Source organism: Streptomyces lunalinharesii (assembly GCF_039532155.1).
GTDB lineage: Bacteria > Actinomycetota > Actinomycetes > Streptomycetales > Streptomycetaceae > Streptomyces > Streptomyces lunalinharesii.
In genome coordinates this window covers 1-16,424 of sequence record NZ_BAAARK010000076.1, presented here as the reverse complement: position 1 = coordinate 16,424, position 16,424 = coordinate 1, and the positions used below count along the sequence as shown (strand labels likewise).

14 protein-coding genes are annotated in these 16,424 nt (G+C 74.7%); 7 read left to right on the top strand and 7 right to left on the bottom strand.

Annotated features, from left to right (window positions below; all coding sequences use genetic code 11):
• Nucleotides 1-209 precede the first annotated feature (209 nt).
• Nucleotides 210-968, top strand: coding sequence for a helical backbone metal receptor (locus ABD385_RS40445; protein ID WP_344585190.1), 759 nt, complete (start codon nucleotides 210-212; stop codon nucleotides 966-968).
• A 19-nt stretch (nucleotides 969-987) separates the two neighbouring features.
• On the opposite strand, the gene ABD385_RS40440 is transcribed toward ABD385_RS40445, so the two are convergent.
• On the bottom strand, nucleotides 988-2,154 hold the full coding sequence (locus ABD385_RS40440) for a TDT family transporter (protein ID WP_344585189.1): 1,167 nt from the start codon (nucleotides 2,152-2,154) through the stop codon (nucleotides 988-990).
• 70 nt (nucleotides 2,155-2,224) lie between these two features.
• Here ABD385_RS40440 and ABD385_RS40435 point away from each other — a divergent pair, with 70 nt between their 5' ends.
• Nucleotides 2,225-3,190 carry a LysR family transcriptional regulator gene (locus ABD385_RS40435; protein WP_344585187.1) on the top strand — a complete coding sequence of 322 codons (966 nt, stop codon included), beginning with the start codon at nucleotides 2,225-2,227 and terminating at the stop codon, nucleotides 3,188-3,190.
• Between the two features lie 43 nt (nucleotides 3,191-3,233).
• Here the strand turns inward: ABD385_RS40435 and ABD385_RS40430 are convergent, their stop codons facing one another.
• Both ABD385_RS40430 and ABD385_RS40425 read right to left on the bottom strand, forming a co-directional pair.
• Complete coding sequence (locus ABD385_RS40430) at nucleotides 3,234-4,538, bottom strand: uracil-xanthine permease family protein (RefSeq protein ID WP_344585185.1); 1,305 nt, start codon at nucleotides 4,536-4,538, stop codon at nucleotides 3,234-3,236.
• 3 nt (nucleotides 4,539-4,541) lie between these two features.
• Complete coding sequence (locus tag ABD385_RS40425; protein ID WP_344585184.1) at nucleotides 4,542-5,675, bottom strand: aryl-sulfate sulfotransferase; 1,134 nt, start codon at nucleotides 5,673-5,675, stop codon at nucleotides 4,542-4,544.
• Nucleotides 5,676-5,826: 151 nt separating this feature from the next.
• On the opposite strand from ABD385_RS40425, the gene ABD385_RS40420 reads away from it, so the two are divergent.
• Nucleotides 5,827-6,390: a helix-turn-helix domain-containing protein gene (locus tag ABD385_RS40420; protein WP_344585183.1), complete on the top strand. Its 564-nt coding sequence runs from the start codon at nucleotides 5,827-5,829 to the stop codon at nucleotides 6,388-6,390.
• A gap of 47 nt (nucleotides 6,391-6,437) precedes the next feature.
• On the opposite strand, the gene ABD385_RS40415 is transcribed toward ABD385_RS40420, so the two are convergent.
• From ABD385_RS40415 to ABD385_RS40405, 3 genes are all read right to left on the bottom strand, one after another.
• On the bottom strand, nucleotides 6,438-7,148 hold the full coding sequence (locus tag ABD385_RS40415) for a gamma-glutamyl-gamma-aminobutyrate hydrolase family protein (RefSeq protein WP_344585181.1): 711 nt from the start codon (nucleotides 7,146-7,148) through the stop codon (nucleotides 6,438-6,440).
• A gap of 59 nt (nucleotides 7,149-7,207) precedes the next feature.
• Nucleotides 7,208-8,683, bottom strand: a complete 1,476-nt coding sequence (eat, locus tag ABD385_RS40410) for an ethanolamine permease (RefSeq protein WP_344585180.1) — start codon at nucleotides 8,681-8,683, stop codon at nucleotides 7,208-7,210.
• A 133-nt stretch (nucleotides 8,684-8,816) separates the two neighbouring features.
• Nucleotides 8,817-9,548, bottom strand: a complete 732-nt coding sequence (locus ABD385_RS40405; RefSeq protein WP_344585179.1) for a FadR/GntR family transcriptional regulator — start codon at nucleotides 9,546-9,548, stop codon at nucleotides 8,817-8,819.
• Nucleotides 9,549-9,621: 73 nt separating this feature from the next.
• Between ABD385_RS40405 and ABD385_RS40400 the strand changes: the two genes are divergently transcribed.
• The 4 genes from ABD385_RS40400 to ABD385_RS40385 all read left to right on the top strand — a co-directional run bounded on the left by ABD385_RS40400 (nucleotide 9,622) and on the right by ABD385_RS40385 (nucleotide 14,605).
• Entirely contained in the window at nucleotides 9,622-10,989 is a 1,368-nt protein-coding gene (locus tag ABD385_RS40400; RefSeq protein ID WP_344585177.1) for a glutamine synthetase family protein, read from the top strand.
• Between the two features lie 8 nt (nucleotides 10,990-10,997).
• Nucleotides 10,998-12,371 carry an aldehyde dehydrogenase family protein gene (locus tag ABD385_RS40395; RefSeq protein WP_344585175.1) on the top strand — a complete coding sequence of 458 codons (1,374 nt, stop codon included), beginning with the start codon at nucleotides 10,998-11,000 and terminating at the stop codon, nucleotides 12,369-12,371.
• Between the two features lie 55 nt (nucleotides 12,372-12,426).
• The gene (locus ABD385_RS40390) at nucleotides 12,427-13,227 is read left to right on the top strand and encodes a 3-oxoacyl-ACP reductase (RefSeq protein WP_344585174.1); all 801 of its coding nucleotides are present in this window, start codon (nucleotides 12,427-12,429) and stop codon (nucleotides 13,225-13,227) included.
• Nucleotides 13,228-13,315: 88 nt separating this feature from the next.
• Complete coding sequence (locus ABD385_RS40385; RefSeq protein ID WP_344585172.1) at nucleotides 13,316-14,605, top strand: HAD family hydrolase; 1,290 nt, start codon at nucleotides 13,316-13,318, stop codon at nucleotides 14,603-14,605.
• Between the two features lie 52 nt (nucleotides 14,606-14,657).
• Here the strand turns inward: ABD385_RS40385 and ABD385_RS40380 are convergent, their stop codons facing one another.
• A complete protein-coding gene (locus ABD385_RS40380; protein ID WP_344585171.1) occupies nucleotides 14,658-15,920 on the bottom strand; it encodes an amino acid deaminase/aldolase in 1,263 nt (420 codons plus the stop codon).
• Between the last annotated feature and the right edge of the window lie 504 nt (nucleotides 15,921-16,424).

Sequence of the window (16,424 nt, the reverse complement as noted above, 5' to 3'; positions counted from 1 at the left end):
CCCGTCTTTCAACCCACCCTCAACGGGAGGTGTCGGGCCTGCGGGGGTGGTGTGCAGGACGTAAAGCGCAGCAGTCCTGCACACCACCCCCGCAGGCCCGACACCGCACCCAACAGCCCCGCGCAGCGGACAACGCCCGCCGCAGGCGCAACGGCGGAACGGCCGACGACGTACGCCAAACCCCGCGCGCCAGCGCGTAACGTGGGGGGATGGCCTTGCGGAGCGCGTCGCGGCGAGTGGTGTCACTGGTGCCGTCGTTGACGGAGGCGGTGGCGGTGAGCGCACCGGGTTCGCTGGTCGGGGCGACCGACTGGTGCACGCATCCGGCGGGTCTGGACGTCGTACGGATCGGTGGCACCAAGAATCCGGACACCGCGCGGATCGTCGCCCTGGCGCCGGACCTGGTGATCGCCAACGAGGAGGAGAACCGCCCGCAGGACCTCGACGCGTTGCGGGCGGCCGGGGTGGCCGTCATGGTCACCGAGGTCCGGACCCTGGAGCAGGCGTTCCGGGAGTTGGCCCGGGTGCTGGTGGACGGCTGCCGAGTGGCCCGGCCCGGGTGGCTGGACGCCGCCGAGGACGCCTGGCGGGCGTTGCCGCCCCGGCCGTCGGAGCGGGCCGCGGTGGTGCCCGTCTGGCGGCGGCCCTGGATGGTGCTGGGCCGCGACACCTTCGCCGGGGACGTGCTGGCCCGGCTCGGGGTGCGCAACGTCTACGCCGACCACGCCGACCGGTACCCGCGGATCCCGCTCGACGACCTCAACGCCGCCCCCGCCGACCTGGTGGTGCTGCCCGACGAGCCGTACCGCTTCACCGCGGCGGACGGGCCGGAGGCGTTCCCGCGGTTGTCCGCCGCGCTGGTCAGTGGTCGCCATCTCACCTGGTACGGGCCCTCGTTGGTGGCGGCGCCGGAGGTGCTGGCCACGGCCCTGGGCGCGCCGGGGGCGGGCCGCCGGCCCGGTGCGTGAGCGGCACGGCGGTGCGCCGCTAGGCCGCGGCCGGGTGCCGGGCCGGGGTGGTGGGGCGTGCCGGCGGGGCCAGCAGGGTGCCGTTGAGCAGTCCGCGGGCGGTGCGCGCGGCGGTCACCGCGACCGCGGCCACCAAGCACGCGTAGAGCGCCACCGCGAGCCAGCCGAAGGCCGCCAGCGAGGTGTGCCGGGCCAGGCCCGCGGCGCCCGTGACGCACGTCCCGACCGGGAACGTGAAGCCCCACCACGTCATCGCGAAGCCCATCCCGTGGCGCACCGCGCGCACCACCAGTGCCACCGCCAGCGCCAGCCACAACAGCGCGAAGCCCATCACCGGCACTCCGTAGAGCACCGCGAAGCCGGCCATGGCGTGCGCGGTGGACGCCTCGACGACACCGGGGGCGGCGTCGGCGAGGTTGTGCACGGCGGTCGTGGACTGGCCCAGCGGACCCAGGACGAGGAAGAGGGTGGGGGTGAGGGCGAGCGGCAGCGGCCCGTGGTGGAGCAGTCGGTTGACCACCAGCGGCAGGACGATCAGGGTCATCAGCAGCGACATCCCGAACAGCGCGTAGCAGGACAGCAGCATCGCCTCCCGTGCCTGGCCGGGCGGCAGGTGGGGCACCAGCGCGGGGCCCAGTGCCGCCGACACCATCGGGGCGACCAGCGGCAGCAGCCACACCGGTGAGGCGCTGCCCTCGGCGATCCGGTGCCGCACCACCATCAGGTACGGGATGCCGGCCGCCGCGGCCAGGCCGACCAGCGTCCCGGCGCTCCACAGCACGGCGTCGGCGGCCACCGCGGCGGGTTCGCCGAGCACGTCCCTGCCGACCGCGAGGGTGCCGCCGCCGACCGCGAGCAGCGCCATCGCCAGGCATCCGTAGAACGGGGCGACGGTGGGGTCGAGCAGGTGGCGGCGGGCCTGGTCGCGGTGGCGGACCCAGTGCACGGTGCGCGCGGCCAGCAGGGCGAGCAGCATCAGTGCCGACAGCGCCCAGACGACCCGGCAGGCCACCCGGAGTCCGGGGACGGCGGCCGGCAGCGTCGCCCCGGCGTTGGCGACGATCGCGGTGCCCATGACGGCGGCGTACCAGTTCGGGCCGAGGTGACGCACCGAGGGGCCGGTGTCGGGGGCGGCGTCGGGGAGGGCGACGGGAAGCCTGGACGGGGTCTGGGCGAGGGTTGACATGACAGCAGCGTCTCCGCTGCGGGCGGCGCCCACCAGGGACCTCGGGTCTATGAGGGCATAAGCTGGGGTTATGAGTGGGGAGAGTGCGGGACGGCGGCCGGAGGCCGGGGACGCGGACGCGGGCGCCGGGGCGCCGCTGCACCACCGGGTGCCGGACCTCGGGGCGCTGGAGCTGCTGCTGGCCGTCGCGCGGCTCGGCAGCCTGGGCCGGGCCGCCCGGGCCCAGGGCATCACCCAGCCCGCCGCGAGCAGCCGGATCCGGTCCATGGAGCGGCAGTTGGGGGTGGCGCTGGTCGAGCGGTCGCCGCGCGGGTCCCGGCTGACCGAGGCCGGGGCCCTGGTCACCGACTGGGCGCGCCGGGTGGTGGAGGCGGCGGAGGCGTTCGACGCGGGCACCCAGGCGCTGCGCGGCCGGCGCGACTCCCGGTTGCGCGTCGTCGCCAGCATGACCATCGCCGAGTACCTGCTGCCCGGTTGGCTGATCGCGCTGCGCACCCAGCGGCCCGGGACGGCGGTGTCGCTGGCGGCCGGGAACACCCGGGACGTCGCCGACCGGCTGCTGGCCGGTGCGGCGGACCTCGGGTTCGTGGAGGGGTTGGACGTGCCGGCCGGACTGGACGGCGCGGTGATCGGGCACGACCGGCTGGTCGTGGTGGCCGCCCCGTCCCACCCGTGGACCAGGCGGCGCACCGAACTGACCGCCGCCGAACTCGCCGCGACCCCCCTCATCCTGCGGGAACGCGGTTCGGGCACCCGCCAGGTGCTGGACGCGGCGCTGGCCGGGGCCGGTGGGCTGGCCGCGCCGCTGCTGGAACTGGCCTCGACCACCGCGGTGAAGTCCGCAGTGGTCAGCGAGGCGGCCCCGTCCGTGCTGAGCGAGCTGGCGGTCCGCGAGGAACTCACCGCCCGCCGGCTGGTGGAGGTCCCGGTGCGCGGCCTGCGGCTGGGGCGGGAACTGCGCGCGGTGTGGCGGGTCGGCCAGCGCCCGGTGGGGCCGGCCCGCGACCTGCTCGGACTGACCCGCGGCGCGCCGTGACCCGGCCGGCTCTCGGCGGGCCGACGGTGCAGGCCCGGTGCCGTCAGCCCGCCCCGGCCGGTGCCGCCCGGCCCGTCGCGTCCAGCCGGCCGAAGAGCGCCGAGAGCACCGCGGCGGTGAGCGCGGCGGCCGGCACCCCGCTGCCGAAGAGGGTGTGCGCCCAACCGGGCAGCGGCGCGTACAGCTTCGGGGCCAGCACCGGGAGCAGACCGGCGAGGAGGGTGAGGGCGACGACGGTGGAGGCGGCGCGGTCGCCCAGGTCGGTGCGGCGCAGCATGTCGACCCCCATGGCGGCGATCACCGCGTAGATCACCAGGGCGGCGCCGCCGACCACCGGCACCGGGAGCGCGGCCAGCAGCCGGGTGACCGGGGCCAGCAGCCCGCCGAGCACCAGCAGCGCCCCGGCCGCGGCGGTCACGAACCGGCTGCGCACGCCGGTGAGTCGGACGATGCCGATGTTCTCCGCGCTGGTCACCATCGTCGGGCCGCCGAAGACCCCGGCGACGAGCGAGGTCACCGCGTCCGCGCGGGCGGTGCGCGGCACGTCGCGGGCCGGTTCCGGGGGCCGGCCCACCGTCTCGCTGTTGAGCACCGTCTGACCGGTCGCCTCGGCGAGCGAGGCGAGGGCGAAGACCAGCAGCGGCAGCGCGGCGAGCAGGTCGAAGTGCGGGACGCCGTAGGGCAGGAGGCGGGGGAGGGCGAGGACCGCGTCCCCGGGGACGGCGCGGAACGGGGTGCCGGCCAGCGCCGCCGCCGCGGTGCCCACCGCCATGCCGAGCAGGACCGACAGCTGCCGCCAGACGCCGCGCAGCACCAACAAGCCCAGTGCGGTCGCGGCGAGGGTGACCAGTGCCGTCCCGCTGCCGGCGGCCGCCATCGGGGCCGCCACGGCGACCATGTTGACCCCGATGACCAGCACCGTCGTGCCCATCACCAGTGGCGGGAAGAACCGCACGATCCGCCCGTACCACGGCAGTACGGCCAGCAGCAGGAGGGCCGCGAGCAGCACCGCGCCGGACGCGGTGGCCGCGCCGTGCTCCCGGGCGATCTGGAGGAAGAGGGCGGCGGCCGCGCCACCGGGGAGCATCACGAACGGCAGCCGCGCGCCGATCCGCAGCACCCCCAGCGACTGCAGCAGCGATCCGACGCCGCACAGCACCAGGGTGGCGCTGAGCAGGCCGGCGGTGCGGTCGGGCGACAGGTGCAGGCCGCCGGCCAGCAGGAAGACCGTGGAGACCGGGGCGGCGATCATCGCCAGGACGTGCTGGACGGCGAGCGGCACCAGTCGGGACGGCGGGACCCGCGCGTCCACCGGTGCCGTGGCGGGCGCGGGCCCGGGGGCGGCCATCGCTCACACCTGCCGCTTCAGCCAGGGCAGTTCCGCCGCGGCGTAGCGGTACGCGCGAAACACCGCGTTGTTCTGGGTCGGGAACAGCTCGCCGACCTCGGGTTCGCGGTAGCCGCCGAACTCCGGGACGACGTACTCCCAGCACAGCCGGCCCTCGGCGGTGACCTCGAAGAGCCGGCCGGCGGGGGAGTCGGTGACCAGCGTGTTGCCGTTGGGCAGCCGCTGGGCGCTGCCCATGAACGGCGCGAAGAACGCCTCGCGGGCGGGGTCGTGGTACTCCCAGACCACCGCGCCGGTCGCCCGGTCCACCTCGATGACGCGGGAGTAGGGGACGTCGCGGTCGGGCCGGAAGACGCCGTTGTCGAAGATCAGGAGGTTGCCGTTCGGCAGCTCGGTGGGGTGGTGCTGCTGCGAGACCAGGCCCGGTGCGGTCCGCCAACGGACCTCGCCGGTGGCCCGGTTGATGACGATCACCGCGGACGAGCTGCGCAGGCTGGCCAGGACGTCGCCGTCGGCCAGCGGCAGCACGGAGTTGATCAGCGGCCAGTGTTCGCGGGAGTAGGCGGGGTGCAGGGCGTAGGCGTCCGGGTCGAGGTGGTCCGCGGCGTTCCAGGACCAGCGCAGCCGCCCGTCGGCGTCGACTTCGCGCAGGGTGTCCGCGTAGATGGTGCCGGCCGGTTCGGAGCCCGCCACGCCGCCGCGGACCGCCGCGGCCCGGTCGCCGGTCAGCGGCTCCAGCGCGGAGTACAGGATCCGCCCGTCGCCGTAGTGGTGGGCGTCGTGGTGCTGGAGCGGATCGGTGAAGGAGCGCAGCACCGTGCCGTCGGGGGCGATCTCCTGCATCAGCCCGCCGCGGTACTTGTGCCACATCGGGAAGAGCGCCTGCTGATCGGGCAGGGTGGCGTTGTAGGCGAGGTTGCCGTTGGGCAGGATGCGGGCGTGGCGGCCGGGGCGGTGCGGGAGTTGCCACCGGTGGGCGACGTCGCCGTGCAGGTCGACCAGCAGGACCTGGCCGCCGCCGGTGAGCGGGGCGTAGAGCGTGTAGCCGTCGTACGCGGTGGTGGTGTCGAGCGCGATCAGGCCGGTGCCGCGGCGGCGGCGTGTGTTTTGATCGACTGTGGTCGGGCCGGGCCTCATGCCGAATTCCCCTCGTCAAACTACGTCTTGTCAAACTTTGTTTGATGGGATCAAACAGCGTAGACGCTAGGACCGGTGTGTTGCAGGGCTGTGAACGCCTCAATAAGGAGCTCGACGAGGAGTGCGCGATGGTGCCGGTGAGGAGCGAGGGATGAGCGGGACCGGGGCCGCGGCGGAGGTGCCGCGGGTGGGGGCGGCGGTCCGACGGCGGCGTCGGGCACGGGAGTTGACGCTGGCCGACCTCGCCCGCGCCACCGGACTCTCCGCGCCCTTCCTCAGCCAGGTGGAGAACGACCGGGCCCGACCCAGCATGCGGTCGCTCCAACTGATCGCCGACGCGCTGGAGACCACCGCGGTCCGCCTGCTGGCCGCCGCCGACGGGCCCCGCACGGTCGACGTGGTGCGGGCCGACTCCGCCGCGGTCCCCGAGGACGGCGAGGACGGCCGGGTGCGCCCGTTGGTCCGCGGCCACCAGCAGCTGCACGCCCTGGAGTTCACCGGCCGGCACGACTGGCAACGCACCTTCCGGCACCCGCACGACGAGGTGATGTACGTGGTCGAGGGCGCGGTGGAGGCCGAGGCGGACGGGCAGCGCTACGCACTCGGGCCGGGCGACACCCTCTACTGCGCCGGCGGGGTCGCCCACCGTTGGCGCGCGCTGGCTCCGGACAGCCGGGTGCTGCTGGTGGGGGTGTCGGACGACTTCCGGGGGTGAGGCCGCGGCCGGCCGGGGGCGCGGCCGGGCTCAGCCCCCGCCCCGGCTCACACCCCGGCCGGGGCCGGGCCGCGGGCCGCGGCCACCAGCGCGTCCATCACCCGGGTGTCCTCACCGGCCTCCGGATGCCACTGCACCGCCAGGGTGAAGGCCGGTGCGTCCGGCAGTTCCACGGCCTCGACGGTGCCGTCCTCCGCGTAGGCCGAGACGACCAGCCCGCTGCCGAGCCGGTCCACCGCCTGGTGGTGGTAGGTGGGCACGGCCACCGGTTCGGGCAGCGCCGCCCCCAGCAGGGTGCCGGGCACGGAGGTGACCTCGTGCCGGCCGAAGACCCCAGGCGGCCCGGCGTGGCCGTCCAGGTGCTGGACGAGGGTGCCGCCGAGCGCCACGTTCAGCAGCTGGAGCCCGCGGCAGATGCCCAGCAGCGGCACCCGGGCCGCCAACGCCGCCTCGATCAGGGCCAGTTCCCAGGCGTCCCGGTCCGGCGCGGGCGGGCCGGTGCGGGGGTGCGGCTGCGCGCCGTAGCGGGCCGGGGCGATGTCCGCGCCGCCCGCGATCACCAGTCCGTCCAGCCGGGCGACGGTCGCCGCGGCCGTCTCCGGGTCGCCGGGCGGCAGCAGCGCCGCCAGCCCGCCGGCGCGCCGCACCAGGCGGGGGTAGCCGGCGGGCACCAGGGCGGCGGGCAGCGCCCACGCGCCCCATCGGGCTTCTTCCTGGTAGGTGCTGATACCGATGAGGGGCGGCTGCGGCTGGGACATCGGGCGGTTCCTCCGGTGCGGTGTGGTGCGGCGGTGCGGCGGGCCGTGGTGGTGCGGGGTCAGTCGCGGGAGAGTTCGGCCTCGGCGGCGGCCAGCGCCGCGAACTCCTCCTCGGGCGCGGCCGCCACCAGCCGGTGACGGGAGTAGAAGGCGAAGTAGGCCAGCGCGACCCCGTAGACGCCGAGCGCGATGAAGGCGGCCTCCTCGTCGACGAGGAAGGTCGCCACCAGCGCCGAGCACGCCAGGACGAAGGCGACGCCGGAGGTCAGCATGCCGCCCGGGGTCCGGTACGGGCGCTCCAGACCGGGCTCGCGGCGGCGCAGCACGAGGTGTGAGAGGGCCATCAGCGCGTAGGAGATGGTGGCGCCGAAGACCGCGACGTTGAGCATCCGGGCGCCGTCGCCGGTGGCCGCGGCGAGCGCGAAGCCCAGCGCGCCGGGGACCAGCAGGCCCAGGTAGGGCGCCTTGCGGCGGCTGGTCAGGGAGAGGAAGCGGGGCAGGTAGCCGGCCCGGGAGAGCGCGAAGAGCTGCCGGGACCCGGCGAAGATCAGCGAGAAGAAGGACGCCACCAGCCCGGCCAGCCCGGCGTAGTTGACGATCCGGCTGATGGTCGTCGGGGTGCCGTGCGGCTGGAGCGCCTGGACCAGCGGGTCGCCGACGGACTGGATCGCGGCCGAACCGCGCGCCCCGGTCGCCGCGGTGAAGGTGACCACGGCGAGCAGCAGCAGCACGCCCATCGCGGCGGCCATCGCCCGGGGCAGCACGCGCGCGGGGTCCTTGGTCTCCTCGGCGGCCAGCGGGACGCCCTCCACGCCCAGGAAGAACCACATCCCGAACGGGAACGCCGCCCAGATGCCCAGCACCCCGAACGGCAGCCACGAACTCGCCCCGAAGGCACCGGACTTCACCGGAATGTCGTTGAGGGTGTCCACGTGGAAGTTGCTGAACGCGGCCACCGCGAAGACCAGCAGCGCGGCGACCGCCACCGCGGTGACGACCAGGCTGAACCGCAGCGCCTCGCCCACGCCCCACAGGTGGATCCCGATGAAGAGCACGAAACAGGCGAGGTAGACGGGCCAGCCGGAGTGCAGGCCGAACAGGCCCAGCGATTCGACGTAGTCGCCGATGAACAGGGAGATCGCGGCCGGTGCCAGGACGTACTCGATGAGGATCGCGGTGCCGGTCAGGAAGCCGCCCCAGGTGCCCAGCGCGCGCCGGGCGAAGCCGTAGCCGCCGCCCGCGGTGGGCAGGATCGAGGCCAGCTCCGCCAGGGCGAAGACCAGACAGGTGTACATCAGGCCCATCAGGACCGCGGCGATCGCCAGCCCGCCGAAACCGCCCTGCGCCAGCCCGTTGTTCCAGCCGGAGAAGTCGCCGGAGACGACGTAGGCGACCCCCAGGCCGGTCAGCAGCAGGGGACCGGCGCTGCCTCGGCGCAGCGTCCGCCGCTCCAGGTAGGAGGCGCCCTCGCCCGGGGGCCCGCCGCCCGAGGAGGCGGCGGTCGCTGCGGTCTGCGCACGGGTGCTGTCGGCCATGAGCCGCTCCTGCCTTGCGGGGACAACCGGAGTAAAGGTTTAGCCGCATACCTTTGTCGTCCTGGGGGCTCAGCGCAAGACCCGTGCGGAAAAGACCGGTGGCGTGCGCGAGCGGCGCAGGCGGGGCGCTCGCCTAGCGGGCCGGTGCGGCCAGGAAGCCGCGCAGCAGGGCCGCGGTGCCGCAGCAGTGCTCCCGCATCACCTCGCGGGCGCCGTCCGCGTCGCCCTCCAACACCGCCTCCACCAGGGCGGCGTGCTGCGTCTGCGAGTGCTCCAGGTTCCGCACCAGCAGCGGGATGCAGTCCAGCAGGTCGTTGACGCCGGCCCGGACCGCGGCGTACTGGGCGGCCAGCGACGGCGAGCCGGATAGCTCCGCCAGGGTCAGGTGGAGCAGCGTGTCGCGCCGCCGGTAGTCGGCCAGGGGGGCGTCCTCGGTCGCGGCCAGCGCCGCGCGCAGCCGCTCCGCCTGCTCGGCGGAGAGCCCGTGCGCCGCGCACAGCCCGGCCGCGCCGACCTCCAGCACCTCACGGAAGCGGAGGATGTCCTCGACGTCGGTCTTGTCGATCCGGCGCCGCAGTTCCGCCTCGCCCGGGTTCTCGGTGCGGGCCCGGACGAAGGTGCCGCCGTACCGGCCGCGCCGGCTCTCCACCAGGCCCTCGTCCTGGAGCACCTTGAGCACCTCGCGCAGGGTGACCCGGCTGATCTGGAGCCGCTCCGCCAACTCCCGCTCGGCAGGCAGCCGTTCGCCCTGCGGAACCAGTCCGAGGCGGACGATCTGAAGTATCTGCTCCAGCGCCTCCTCGAAACCGTTGCCCGCCCGGACCGGCCGCAGCACCGGCGCCAGCCGATCGGCCGCACCGTCCATCGGAACCCCTTCCCAAGCAATGGTTCGTGTGCCTACCTTATGACCTCCGGATGCAGCGACAGGAGGCACCACCGTGGCAGACCGCAGGCCCCCGCTCTCCGCCGAGGAACTCAGCGTCCTCGTCGACAACGGGGAGATCGACACTGTCGTCCTCGCCTTCACCGACATGCAAGGCAGGCTCCAGGGCAAGCGGTTCGCCGCCCGCTACTTCCTCGACACCGTCCTCGAACACGGCACCGAGGGCTGCAACTACCTCCTCGCGGTCGACGTCGACCTGAACACCGTCGACGGCTACGCGATGTCCTCCTGGGAGCGCGGCTACGGCGACTTCGCCATGCACGGCGACGCCGCGACCCTGCGCCGCACCCCATGGAACCCCGGCACCGCCCTGATCACCGCCGACCTGGCCTGGCACGACGGCTCACCGGTCGTCGCCTCCCCCCGCCAGATCCTGCGCCACCAGCTCGACCGGCTGGCCGAGCGCGGCTGGCGCGCGTACGCCGGCACCGAGCTGGAGTTCATGGTCTTCAAGGACACCTACGAGGACGCCTGGTCCCGCGGCTACCGGGGGATGACCCCGGCCAACCAGTGGAACAGCGACTACTCCGTCCTCGGCACCGGCCGGGTCGAGCCGGTACTGCGCCGGATCCGCAACGAGATGGGCGCGGCCGGGATGACCGTGGAGTCCGCCAAGGGCGAGTGCAACCTCGGCCAGCACGAGATCGTGTTCGTCTACGACGAGGCGCTCACCACCTGCGACCAGCACAGCATCTACAAGACCGGCGCCAAGGAGATCGCCGCCCAGGAGGGCATGGCGCTCACCTTCATGGCCAAGTACGACGAGCGCGAGGGCAATTCCTGCCACATCCACCTCTCGCTCCAGGACGAGCAGGGCCGCCCGGTGCTGGCCGACGACACCGGCCCGTACGGCATGTCGCGCACCATGCGGCACTTCCTCGCCGGCCAACTCGCCGCGATGCGCGACTTCACGCTGCTCTACGCCCCCAACATCAACTCCTACAAGCGGTTCCGCCCCGGCTCGTTCGCGCCCACCGCCGTCGCCTGGGGCCCGGACAACCGCACCTGCGCCCTGCGGGTGGTCGGCCACGGCCGCTCCCACCGCCTGGAGAACCGCCTGCCCGGCGGCGACGTGAACCCCTACCTCGCGGTCGCCGGCATGGTCGCGGCCGGCCTGTACGGCATAGAGCACGAGCTGGAGCTCCCCGACGCCACCACCGGCAACGCCTACGCGGGCGACGCCGCGCACGTCCCCACCACCCTGCGCGAGGCCGCCGAGCTGTGGGAGAACAGTCCGATCGCCCGCGCCGCCTTCGGCGACGAAGCCGTCGACCACTACCGCCACATGGCCCGCGTCGAACAGGACGCCTACGACGCCGCCGTCACGGACTGGGAGCGCTTCCGCTCCTTCGAGCGCATGTGAGGAACGCCGTGCTGCAAGAGCTGACCATCCTCAACCCGGCGACCGAGGAGGTGGTGGCCACCGTCCCCACCACCTCGCCCGTCGAGGTCGACGCGGCCGTCCGCCGGGCCACCGCCGCCCAGGAGGCGTGGGCCGCGGTGGCCCCCGGTGACCGGGCCAGGTTGCTGCGCCGGTTCGCCGACGTCGTCGACGCCCAGATCGAGCCGCTGGCCCAACTGGAGCTGCGCGAGGCCGGCCACCCCCTGGGCAACGCCCGCTGGGAGGCCGGCAACGTCCGCGACCTGCTGCACTACGCCGCCGGGGGAGTGGAGCGCCTGACCGGCACCCAGATCCCGGTGGCCGGCGGCCTGAACGTCACCTTCCAGGAACCGCTCGGCGTGGTCGCCGTCATCGCCCCCTGGAACTTCCCGATGCCGATCGCCGCCTGGGGCACCGCACCCGCCCTCGCGGCCGGCAACGCGGTCCTCCTCAAGCCGGCCGAGACCACCCCGCTGACCGCGCTCCGACTCGCCGAACTCGCCCTGGAGGCCGGGCTCCCGGAGGGCCTGTTCCAGGTACTGCCCGGCGAGGGCCCGGTCACCGGCAGCGCGCTGGTCGACCACCCCGGCGTCGCCAAGGTCGTCTTCACCGGCTCCACCGCCACCGGCCGCCGGATCGCCGCCCAATGCGCCGCGCAGACCAAGCGGCTCACCCTCGAACTCGGCGGCAAGAGCCCCAACATCGTCTTCGCCGACGCCGACGTCGAGGCCGCCGCGGCCGCCGCCCCCGGTTCCTTCCTCGACAACACCGGCCAGGACTGCTGCGCCCGCAGCCGCATCCTGGTCCAGCGCAGCGTCTACGACCGCTTCCTGGAACTGCTGGAGCCCGCCGTCAAGGCGTTCACGGTCGGCGACCCGGCCGATCCGGACACCCAGATGGGCCCACTGATCTCCGCCGCCCAGCGCGACCGGGTGCGCTCCTACGTCCCCGAGGACGCGCCGGCCGCCATCCGCGGCGCGGCCCCGGCCGGCAAGGGCTTCTGGTACCCGGCCACCGTCCTGGAAGGCCGCCCCGAGGACCGCGCGGCCGTCGAGGAGGTCTTCGGCCCGGTCGCCGTCGTCCTGCCCTTCGAGGACGAGGCGGAGGCCGTCCGGCTCGCCAACGGCACCGAGTACGGCCTCTCCGGCTCGCTGTGGACCCGTGACGTCGGCCGGGCGCTGCGGGTCTCGCGCGCCGTCGCGGCCGGCAACCTCTCCGTCAACTCCCACAGCAGCGTGCGCTACTGGACGCCGTTCGGCGGCTTCAAGCAGTCCGGCATCGGCCGCGAGCTGGGCCCGGACGCGCTGGCCGCGTTCACCGAGACCAAGAACGTCTTCATCGCCACCGAGCCGGCCGGCTCGTGACCCGCACCGCAACCCGCACCGCAACCCGCACCGTCACCACCCGCGAGGAGAGCAAGTGACCGACCAGACCGCCGTGTGCCGCCGCCTCGTCGGCCGGACCGCCGTGATCACCGGGGCCGGCAGCGGCATCGGCCTGGCCACCGCCCGCCGCCTGGCCGCCGAGGGGGCCCATGTCGTCTGCGCCGACGTCGACGAGACGGCCGGCAAGGCCGCCGCCGACGCCGTCGGCGGCACCTTCGTCCAGGTCGACGTCACCGACGCCGAACAGGTCGAGGCGCTCTACAAGACCGCCTTCGACACCTACGGCTCGGTGGACGTCGCCTTCAACAACGCCGGCATCTCGCCGCCCGACGACGACTCCATCCTCACCACCGGCCTGGACGCCTGGAAGCGCGTCCAGGAGGTCAACCTCACCTCCGTCTACCTCTGCTGCAAGCACGCCCTGCCCTACATGCAGCGCCAGTTCGAGCAGACCGGGCGCGGCGGCTCCATCATCAACACCGCGTCCTTCGTGGCCGTGATGGGCGCCGCGACCTCGCAGATCAGCTACACCGCGTCCAAGGGCGGCGTGCTGGCCATGTCCCGCGAACTGGGCGTCCAGTTCGCCCGCGAGGGCATCCGCGTCAACGCGCTCTGCCCGGGGCCGGTCAACACCCCGCTGCTCAAGGAGCTGTTCGCCAAGGACCCCGAGCGCGCCGCGCGCCGCCTGGTGCACGTCCCGGTCGGCCGGTTCGCCGAGCCCGAGGAGATCGCCGCCGCGGTCGCCTTCCTCGCCAGCGACGACTCCTCGTTCGTCAACGCCGCCGAGTTCCTCGTCGACGGCGGCATCGCGGGCGCCTACGTCACCCCCGTGTAGCCGCCCTGTAGTCTCCATGATCAACATCGGGACCGGCGCCTGCGCGTGCCGGTCCCGGCGTGCTTCCCCCCTTGACCACGGAGGACACATGACCGCCCCCACCCGGCGCCTGCTCGCCCTCGGCCTCGCCGGGGCCGCCGCCCTGACCGCCCTCACGGCCACGGTGCCGGCCACCGCCGCCACCCCCGGCCCGGCCGCGGCCAGCGCGCACTGCCCGCAGCTGTCCGAGGACCTCCCCTGGTACGGCGACAACCGCGCCAAGCTCCAGAAGATGATCGACGAGCGCGGCACCTGTTCCGGCCGCCACGGCGGGCCCCGCCCGGTCGCCGCCTTCGACTGGGACAACACCGTCGTCAAGAACGACATCTCCGACGCCACGCTGGCCTGGATGGTCCGGCACGACAAGGTGCCCCGGCCCAAGAGCTGGCGCGACACCAGCCCCTGGCTGACCGCCGCCGCCGACCGGGCGCTGACCCGGGCCTGCGGCACCGGCACCCCCGGCCGCCCGCTGCGCACCTCCACCCACACCGCCTGCGCCGACGAACTCATGGAGATCCGCGGCGAGGCGAAGACCATGAGCGGCGCCCCGGCCTTCGCCGGCGAGTGGAACCACCGCCGCACGGTGCCCGAATACGCCTGGGTCCCCCAGCTGTTCGCCGGCCTGAAGCCCGCCACCCTCACCGCGTACGCCAAGCAGGCCCGCGCCGAGAACCTCGCCGCGCCGGTCGGCGCCGTGCAGACCGTCGGCACCCACAAGCTGGCCGGCTACGTCCGCTACTACGACCAGCAGAAGGACCTGATCCGCACGCTCAAGGCGGCCGGCTTCGACGTCTACATCGTCTCCGCGTCGTCCGAGACCGTCGCCGAGGCGTGGTCCGGCGGCGTCGGGGTGGACGCTCGGCACACCATCGGCATACGCAACCGCGTCCGCCACGGCCGGCTCACCACCACCATCGCCGGCTGCGGCGGCGTCAAGGACGGCCCCGGCGAGGCTATCCCGTACGTCGACGGCAAGCGCTGCTGGATCAACCAGGAGATCTTCGGGATCAAGGGCGCCGAGGCCTGGCGTAAGCAGGACCCCGCGCACCGCATCGCCCTGGGCGGCGGCGACGCCAACACCGACGTCACCTTCGTCGACGACGCCACCGGCGCCCACCTGGCGATCAACCGCAACAAGGACGAGCTGATGTGCCGCGGCTACGACGACGCCGACGGCCGCTGGGTGGTCAACCCGATGTTCATCGACCCGCTGCCCCGCAAGTCCGGCGCCTACCCGTGCGCCACCAAGGGCTACACCAACACCGACGGCTCCCTCGGGCCGGTCCGCCGCCCCGACGGCACCGTCGTCGCCGACCAGCAGGACCGCATCCACGGCTGACCCGGCCCACCGGCCGGCCGCACGAGGGCCGCACCGCCGACCTGTGACACCGTTACAGGAAGGTGTGGCCCTCGCCCCGGTACGTCGGCACCGTCCCCACCACCCGGTCCCCCTCGATCAGGTGCAGCTGCGCGAACCGCTCGCACAGCTCGCCGGCCTTGGCGTGCCGGAACCACACCTTGTCGCCGACCGCCAGCCGGTCCGCCGCCGCCCCCAGCAGCGGCGTCTGCACCTCGCCCGGCCCCTCCTGCGGGTCGTAGCGCAGCCCCGCCGGCAGGTACGGCTCCGGCAGCCGGTCCGCCCCGGCCACCCCCGACGCCGGATAGCCGCCGCCCAGCGCCGTGACGACACCGGGCCCCGGCCGCCGCACCACCGGCTGCGCGAACAGCGCCGCCGGCCGGCCCCGGAACGAGCGGAAGTTGTCGAACAGCCGCGGCACGTACAGCCCCGAACCGGCCGCTATCTCGGTCACCGCCGCCTCCGCCGCGGTGTGCTGCACGCTGCCGGTCCCGCCGCCGTTGACGAATTCCAGCCGCGGCACCACCGCCCGCACCGCCCGCACCGCCTCCCAGCGCCGCTGCGCCAGCTCCTTGCGGGCCGCCGCCTGCATCAGCCGGATCGTCCGCGACCGCATCGGCTTCCCGGCGACCTCGTCGCCCACCCCCGCCACGTGCCCCTCGTAGGCCATCAGCCCCACCACCCGGAAGCCGGGGCGCCGGGCCACGGTCCGGGCCAGCGCGGCGAGCGCCTGCGGTTCGCGCAGCGGCGACCGCCGGGCGCCGATCCGGACCCGCCCGCCGGCCAGCCGGTAGGACGTGTCCAGTTCCAGGCAGACCCGGATCTCCGCGCCGCTGCCCGGGCCGGCCGGGCGCGCGGCGTCGATCAGGTCCAGGTGCGCCGGGTCGTCGACCATCACGGTCACCGCCGCCGCGAGCGCCGGGTCCCCGGCCAACTCGGCGAAGCCGGCCCGGTCCGCCGACGGGTACGCCAGCAGCACGTCCCCGAACCCCGACCGCGCCAGCCACAGCGACTCGGCCAGCGTGAAGCTCATGATCCCCGCGAAGCCGTCCCGCGCCAGCACCCGCTCCAGCAGCGCCCGGCAGCGCACCGACTTGCTCGCCACCCGGATCGGCTTGCCCATCGAGCGGCGCACCAGGTCGTCGGCGTTGGCGTCGAAGGCCGCCAGGTCGACGACGGCCAGCGGCGCGTCGAGGTGGGCGGTGGCCCGGTCGATCGGGCTCCGGCCGGCCCCGGCGGAGTCGAGGACCCGGGGGGCGGCGGAGACGGCGTACGCGTCGGCGGAGTGCTGCGGCATGGCCCGCAGCCTGCCAGACGCCGCTACCGCTGGGTAGGGGGACGAACCACGCCGGAAGCGACGCCCTGTGCGCGAAGGTTGGAGCAGTGACCGGGGCAGCCCTTACAGTGGCTCGACACCGCAACCAGCAGGTCAGCGGCGTGTTGTCCGGATACGAACCACCCTGCCCCGATTGCTTGTCGGGTCCGGGGCACACCGTGCGAGGGGGAGCGCTGGTGAGCGCCGACGCCGATTACGCCGATGCTCCGCGCATCCCGCCCATACCCCCGCGCCCGCCGCGCCGCACCGCCGAGCCACCCGCCGACGAGGACCCCGAGACCACCGTCCTGCGTCCGGTCCCCGCGGAACCCGCCGCTCCCGCCCGGCCCGCCGCCGCGCCCCCGGCAGCCCGGCAGCCGCTCCCCGCCGAAGCCGCCCCGGCCCCCGCGCCCCCCACCGCGCCGCCCGCCCCCGCCCCCCCCCCCCCCCCCCCCGCCCCCCCCCCCCCCCCCCCCCCCCCCCCCC

Excerpts from the sequence above, each read along its gene's own strand:
- ABD385_RS40405 (WP_344585179.1), bottom strand. The coding sequence starts at position 9,548 with ATGGACGGTGCGGCCGATCGGCTGGCGCCGGTGCTGCGGCCGGTCCGG.
- ABD385_RS40420 (WP_344585183.1), top strand. The coding sequence starts at position 5,827 with ATGAGCGGGACCGGGGCCGCGGCGGAGGTGCCGCGGGTGGGGGCGGCG.
- ABD385_RS40430 (WP_344585185.1), bottom strand. The coding sequence starts at position 4,538 with ATGGCCGCCCCCGGGCCCGCGCCCGCCACGGCACCGGTGGACGCGCGG.
- ABD385_RS40445 (WP_344585190.1), top strand. The coding sequence starts at position 210 with ATGGCCTTGCGGAGCGCGTCGCGGCGAGTGGTGTCACTGGTGCCGTCG.
- ABD385_RS40385 (WP_344585172.1), top strand. The coding sequence starts at position 13,316 with ATGACCGCCCCCACCCGGCGCCTGCTCGCCCTCGGCCTCGCCGGGGCC.
- ABD385_RS40425 (WP_344585184.1), bottom strand. The coding sequence starts at position 5,675 with ATGAGGCCCGGCCCGACCACAGTCGATCAAAACACACGCCGCCGCCGC.
- ABD385_RS40440 (WP_344585189.1), bottom strand. The coding sequence starts at position 2,154 with ATGTCAACCCTCGCCCAGACCCCGTCCAGGCTTCCCGTCGCCCTCCCC.
- eat (WP_344585180.1), bottom strand. The coding sequence starts at position 8,683 with ATGGCCGACAGCACCCGTGCGCAGACCGCAGCGACCGCCGCCTCCTCG.
- ABD385_RS40380 (WP_344585171.1), bottom strand. The coding sequence starts at position 15,920 with ATGCCGCAGCACTCCGCCGACGCGTACGCCGTCTCCGCCGCCCCCCGG.
- ABD385_RS40415 (WP_344585181.1), bottom strand. The coding sequence starts at position 7,148 with ATGTCCCAGCCGCAGCCGCCCCTCATCGGTATCAGCACCTACCAGGAA.
- ABD385_RS40435 (WP_344585187.1), top strand. The coding sequence starts at position 2,225 with ATGAGTGGGGAGAGTGCGGGACGGCGGCCGGAGGCCGGGGACGCGGAC.